Source organism: Okeania sp. SIO2B9, from assembly GCF_010672505.1.
Classification (GTDB): domain Bacteria; phylum Cyanobacteriota; class Cyanobacteriia; order Cyanobacteriales; family Microcoleaceae; genus Okeania; species Okeania hirsuta.
In genome coordinates, this window is record NZ_JAAHGK010000514.1 from 1 (window position 1) to 4,927 (window position 4,927).

The window sequence follows — 4,927 nt, forward strand, 5'->3', positions numbered from 1 at the left end:
CCTTACGGTTTAGTCCAGTCAATGCCCGCACTGAGGCGGTCTTCTTTTAGCACCCGATTCAGATCTAACATTGTCCCATCTCAAACACCCTATTAACTTTACTTTACCTTATAAAGCGACAAGTCTATTATGTCCACTGAGCTTGGAATAATATCATGTCTGTTGCCCTGTGTTTGCGTAAAAACTCAAGAGATATAGCAACCGACTTGTTGGTGTTTTACAATTAGTGCGAGCATCTTGCTCGCGTCGTAAATCATCATAATTACCCGATGTTCTAACTATAGTAGCGACTGATATATCTACCCTAAATTTGTCGTAAATCATCATAATTAGGGTTTGCGGAATAAAGTATTCTGGTAGGAGTCAGAAGTAAGGAAAAATGGGGAATTTAGATGAGGTAGGAGTAAGAATTGTCCCTCAATTTCCCTCTTTTCAGAAGCTCTCTACTATGCAATATCTATACTACCGAATTGGAAATAGCTTGACGTTGAGCTACAAATAACTCTTGAATTCCTGCTTCTGCTAAATCTAGAATTTGATTAAGTTGAGTACGACTAAAGCTACCTGTTTCTGCCGTTCCCTGAACTTCAATTAAAGCAGGTTTATCATTCATCACCACATTAAAATCAATTTCTGCCGCTACATCTTCAGTGTAATTCAAATCCAAAAATTCTTTCCCCTCCAATAACCCTACTGACACAGCAGCAACCTGATGCAAAATAGGCGATCGCTCCAACTCTCCTTGCTGCATCAACTTATTAATAGCATTCGCCACTGCTACAAACCCCCCAGTAATAGAAGTAGTACGAGTACCCGCATCTGCTTGCAAAACATCAGCATCTACAATAATAGTGCGTTCCCCTAATAAATTCATATCCAGAGATGCTCTCAAACTACGTCCGATCAACCTTTGAATTTCTTGAGTGCGTCCAGAAAGTTTCATAAATTCTCTTTGTTGGCGTTGGGGAGTTGCACCAGGTAACATTCTATATTCAGCAGTTAACCAACCTTGTCCCGTGTCTGCCAAAAACTTAGGTACTCCTGGTTGGATAGTGACAGTGCAAAGTACCTTTGTCTCGCCACACTTAGTTAAAACAGAACTGGTAGCAAATTTAGTATAATCTAATTCAAAACTGACAGGACGCAATTGCTCTGGTTGTCTGCCATCAGGACGTTGCCAAGACATAGATATCTATAAAATTGATTAATTAATAAACTACTGAGAATTACTGAAAAATTCAGGTATAAAGCCTCTCAATTCATCCAATCCTCTTAATTTTATCAGAAGAGGTAATTCTAAATTCTAAATTCTAAATTCTAAATTCTAAATTCTAAATTCTAAATTCTTGAAATTGTTGTAATATTTGTTGTTGAACTTGGGTAATTTGTTGTTCCCCATCAATAGTGAGTAATCTTTGACGATATTCATAATATTCCAAAATAGGAATAGTACGCTCATAGAATAACTCTACCCGACGTCGCACAATTTCTGGGTCATCATCAGCACGCGATCGCTGTAGACATCGATTCATCAGTATCTTCTCAGATACCTGTAAATAAATTGCCCAGTTTAGCTTTTGCCCTAAATCATCTAATAAAAAATTTAGTTCTTCCGCCTGAAAAGCAGTTCTCGGATAACCATCAATTAACCAACCCTGGCTAACATCAGACTGTAAAAGTCGTTGACGAACAAACTGGATCATTGTTTGGTCTGGTACTAACTCCCCCTTTTCTACATAAAGCTGCGCCATCTGGCCTAATGTTGTTTGAGTAGCGATCGCTTCTCTAAGTAAATCGCCAATAGAAATTAAAGGAATCTGTAAATGATTACATAACCATTGTGCTTGAGTTCCTTTCCCAGCACCTGGACCACCTAAAATTATCAGTCTCACAGTCCCTCAACTTGATTAGTCACAATACAATACTTGATTATTTTATATATCTATATAGATAGCAGCATTAACAGGACTTACACAAAAAGTGGAATTATATACAATTTGTAGAGGTTAACTGCCGTCACCCCCTACTAGATATGGTGGTTATGCGTAAGTCCTGATTAATTGATTTATCAAAAACTCAGATATATATAATAGCAATCAGGAATCAGTTGTGAGAATTTGACTGTTCCTTATAATGTCCATGTGCTTTTTTCTTCTTCCCTGTTCCCTGTTCCCTGCTCCCTGTTCCCTGTTCCCTGTTCCCTGTTCCCTGTTCCCTGTTCCCTGTTCCCTAAAAGTTTCCAATATCTCACAACCTAAATCATATTGCTATAGAACCCATTTGGTATTTTTAGTCATAATTCATCATTAACAGGACTTATGCATAACCACCACCTATGGTAGGAGTATACGGCCGTTAACCCCTACAAATGGTGTATAACTTCTTTTTTGCATAAGTCCTGATTAAGTGTTTTGGTAGTCCTAACATAGTCAGGATAGAGAATCTCAGAACTATCCGTTGACTCTTGTGTTCCCTATTACCTATTTATTTGAATTGGACATACATATAGTGTTAAATTTATAGTATAATCAAAAAAAGCACTATATATTGTAAAACAAGTATTGTCCTTGGGCAATGTTTCAGTCCAGCTTACAAACTGGAAAAATTCAGTATATTACCAAAAATAGATTTCTCAATTTTAATTTTCATAATGGTTGCACAACTACAAACCCCTTCTATAAATATTCCTAGCGATCTACCATACACTGTTCCAGGTCTGGTGCAAGTATTCACAAGTGGTCAGCGCAATTTCTTTACTGATGTTATGGCTCAAGCTTTGAGGATAGCTGGCCAAGGAACTCCTGTGTTGATTGTACAGTTTCTCAAAGGAGGAATTAACCAGGGACATGATCATCCAATGCAACTAGGACAAAATCTGGATTGGCTTCGTTGTGGTCTTCGTGGTTGTATTGATACGCCGGATATAGATGAAAGTCAGAAAAATTCATTACTGGACTTGTGGGTCTATACTCAAAAGGTTGTAGATGAAGGAAAGTATGAGTTAGTAGTTCTTGATGAATTAAGCGTAGCTATTAATTTTGCCTTAATTCCAGACATTGAAGTAATAGAGTTTCTAGAAAAACGTCCTGTTCATGTAGATGTAATTTTGACAGGCCCAGATATGCCAGAGGCAATTTTGGACATGGCAGACCAAATTACTAAAATTCGTCGCAGTCACAGGCCATAAGAAAGAAAGTTTTAATCAGGGTCTGCTGAAAAAATTGGTTAGTGGGGGTAGGACACGGGGACGGGTCGATTTGTGGGGAACAGGCAATGGTTTCGGTCATTTTATGTTAAGAAATTTTCTTGAATTTCAGCATAAAATTTCAGTAAATTGATGCTAATAAGAGCCAATAACTAGGAGATAAGTTAAATATAAAAAGCTCCATTACCGTAAGCTATCCTGACTTTTAGCAATATTGCAGCAAGCTCTAATTATCTAGGAGAGAGAAAAGGGAAGAGGTTTTGCTTTCCAAATTCTCTCTTTACCAAGATTAAAATATTAGAATTACTGCCTAATCCTTTTTTAAACCATTTATCGTACATTTTTCCTACATTTTCTTGAGAGTAGGCAGTAGGGAGTAGGGTTTATAGGAATAATATATCTTCACGGTTGTGCCTAGAATTTTTAAAAATATGATTGAAGTTTACTTATTAGTTAATAACTGAAATTTTGAGGCAGTACAGCATTAATGTTTATGAATTAGTATAAGTTGATGCTTGTAGAGAAATAATTTTTGTTGTTGTAAAAAATTATCTTTGTGAAAAAATCTTCCAGCTATGATTTTCTTCTAAATTCTGTCTCCTGACTCCTGACTCCTGACTTCTTCTTAGGAGAAGATAAATGATTACTTCGGTGGGAAGGATATTTCTGTTACTATCGTTACAGTAAAATGAAAAAGTTTAGTTATTGAGCATGAAACAAATATTTTTGGCAGTGCTGACTGTCGCTACACTCCTATCTAGAACCATCACCTGCAAGGTCCAATCAACTTAACGATCTTTACAACAGTTGCTACGGAGGAAATACTGGGAGTTGTGAGAGATGAGGTAGGCTTTGCAGACAAGGAAATGCGCGAGCTTGCGACTTAGTTAATACTGTGACTAGAGCGGGTATTCGTCAGATTAGCTATTATTGCCAACAGCGAAATAATAATCGGGCCTGTAATTTTTTGCGCCAGGTTAATCAAGCAGGTGGTCTTAGCAACTTAGCTCGTTTGTGCAGTCAGGGCGATGGCGGAGCTTGCAATGCTCTGAGGGTTATTAATTGCTATGCGGCAGAAAATTTCACACGTGGCAGACGTAAGTGTGGCTGACTCAATTAGCGGGGACTTTCGATTTGTCTGTTTGGCCTGGTTAATTTTCAAGCAAGGAGAAATATGTCAGGCAATCGCTAATTTTGGATTTTTTAACAGGGTGCGTTAGATGGGAGTAGGGGAGTAGGGGAGCAGGGGAATAGGGGAGATAAAGACACCTAGAAAAAAAATCTATTGCACAGTTTTAGCTGCGTCAGTCTACTAGATTTATATTCCTTGTACAAATAGTCTCTAAGACTTGACAACATTTATCAAATGATGAAGTAAATTAATATTGGACAACTAAAGAATTGATGGGGATTTATACTATAGGGTATCAAATATAGTTAAATTAAATTATGCGAATATTACAGATAGTACCATCTATTTCTCTTGTTTATGGTGGTCCTAGTCAAATGGTATTAGGACTTTCTACTGCTCTTGCTGCTCAAAATATAGATGTTACTATTCTCACTACAGATTCTAATGGAGATATAGGTCAACCACCTTTAGATGTTCCTCTTGATAAACCTGTTAGACAAAATGGTTATCAAATTCGTTATTTTCGTTGTTCTCCATTCCGTCGTTATAAATTTTCTCTGAAGTTATTACAATGGTTAAATCAACACGCT

General features: G+C 37.2%; 4 protein-coding genes and 1 pseudogene. 2 read left to right on the forward strand and 3 right to left on the reverse strand.

The genetic code is table 11. The annotated features are described in order from the left end of the window. Nucleotides 1-153 precede the first annotated feature (153 nt). The 3 genes from F6K13_RS18060 to F6K13_RS18070 all read right to left on the reverse strand — a co-directional run bounded on the left by F6K13_RS18060 (nucleotide 154) and on the right by F6K13_RS18070 (nucleotide 1,892). Nucleotides 154-327, reverse strand: a complete 174-nt coding sequence (locus F6K13_RS18060; protein WP_161564548.1) for a hypothetical protein — start codon at nucleotides 325-327, stop codon at nucleotides 154-156. A gap of 130 nt (nucleotides 328-457) precedes the next feature. Beyond that, nucleotides 458-1,186 (reverse strand): ribonuclease PH, encoded by a 729-nt coding sequence (gene rph, locus F6K13_RS18065; protein WP_124145236.1) that lies wholly within the window; start codon nucleotides 1,184-1,186, stop codon nucleotides 458-460. Between the two features lie 145 nt (nucleotides 1,187-1,331). Then, a complete protein-coding gene (locus tag F6K13_RS18070) occupies nucleotides 1,332-1,892 on the reverse strand; it encodes an adenylate kinase (protein WP_124145235.1) in 561 nt (186 codons plus the stop codon). 758 nt (nucleotides 1,893-2,650) lie between these two features. Between F6K13_RS18070 and F6K13_RS18075 the strand changes: the two genes are divergently transcribed. Together F6K13_RS18075 and F6K13_RS18080 are read left to right on the forward strand one after the other, a co-directional pair. After that, nucleotides 2,651-3,187 (forward strand): P-loop NTPase family protein, encoded by a 537-nt coding sequence (locus F6K13_RS18075; protein WP_124145234.1) that lies wholly within the window; start codon nucleotides 2,651-2,653, stop codon nucleotides 3,185-3,187. A 1,467-nt stretch (nucleotides 3,188-4,654) separates the two neighbouring features. Further along, nucleotides 4,655-4,927 (forward strand): annotated as a pseudogene (locus F6K13_RS18080) (glycosyl transferase group 1); the annotation flags it as partial.

Excerpts from the sequence above, each read along its gene's own strand:
- F6K13_RS18060 (WP_161564548.1), bottom strand. The coding sequence starts at position 327 with ATGATGATTTACGACAAATTTAGGGTAGATATATCAGTCGCTACTATA.
- rph (WP_124145236.1), bottom strand. The coding sequence starts at position 1,186 with ATGTCTTGGCAACGTCCTGATGGCAGACAACCAGAGCAATTGCGTCCT.
- F6K13_RS18075 (WP_124145234.1), top strand. The coding sequence starts at position 2,651 with ATGGTTGCACAACTACAAACCCCTTCTATAAATATTCCTAGCGATCTA.